The sequence below is a fragment of the Verminephrobacter aporrectodeae subsp. tuberculatae At4 genome (assembly GCF_000193225.1).
In the GTDB taxonomy this organism is placed as follows: Bacteria; Pseudomonadota; Gammaproteobacteria; order Burkholderiales; family Burkholderiaceae_C; genus Acidovorax; species Acidovorax aporrectodeae.
This window is the reverse complement of record NZ_AFAL01000671.1, coordinates 1-289: the sequence shown is the minus strand read 5'-3', so window position 1 is coordinate 289 and position 289 is coordinate 1. Positions and strand designations below refer to the sequence as shown.

The window sequence follows — 289 nt, the reverse complement described above, 5'->3', positions numbered from 1 at the left end:
CCGTTGGCCGTGGCGCTGCTGAACTCCGGGGGCGTGGTGTCTGCTGCCGGCGTGTTGTTGCGCACCGCGGTGGCCGCAAAGCTGGCCGCGTCGTTGCCTGCGGCGTCCTGTATGGCGTTGGCGTCGTTGCCGGTCGTGGGGTCGGCGTAGGCGACGGTGACCGTCTGGCCGCGGGTGACCGCCGTGCTCAGCGTGAGCGTGACGGTCTTGGCTTGGGGCTCGACGCTGACGTTGGTGACGGCGTTCGCGACGCCGTTGACGAGCACCGTAAAGGCCCCATTGGCCGGTG

At 70.2% G+C, this 289-nt stretch carries 1 protein-coding gene; it reads right to left on the bottom strand.

What is annotated here, in order from left to right:
- The coding region (locus VTU_RS28660) for a SwmB domain-containing protein (RefSeq protein WP_010107431.1) at positions 1–289 on the bottom strand (289 nt) is incomplete at both ends.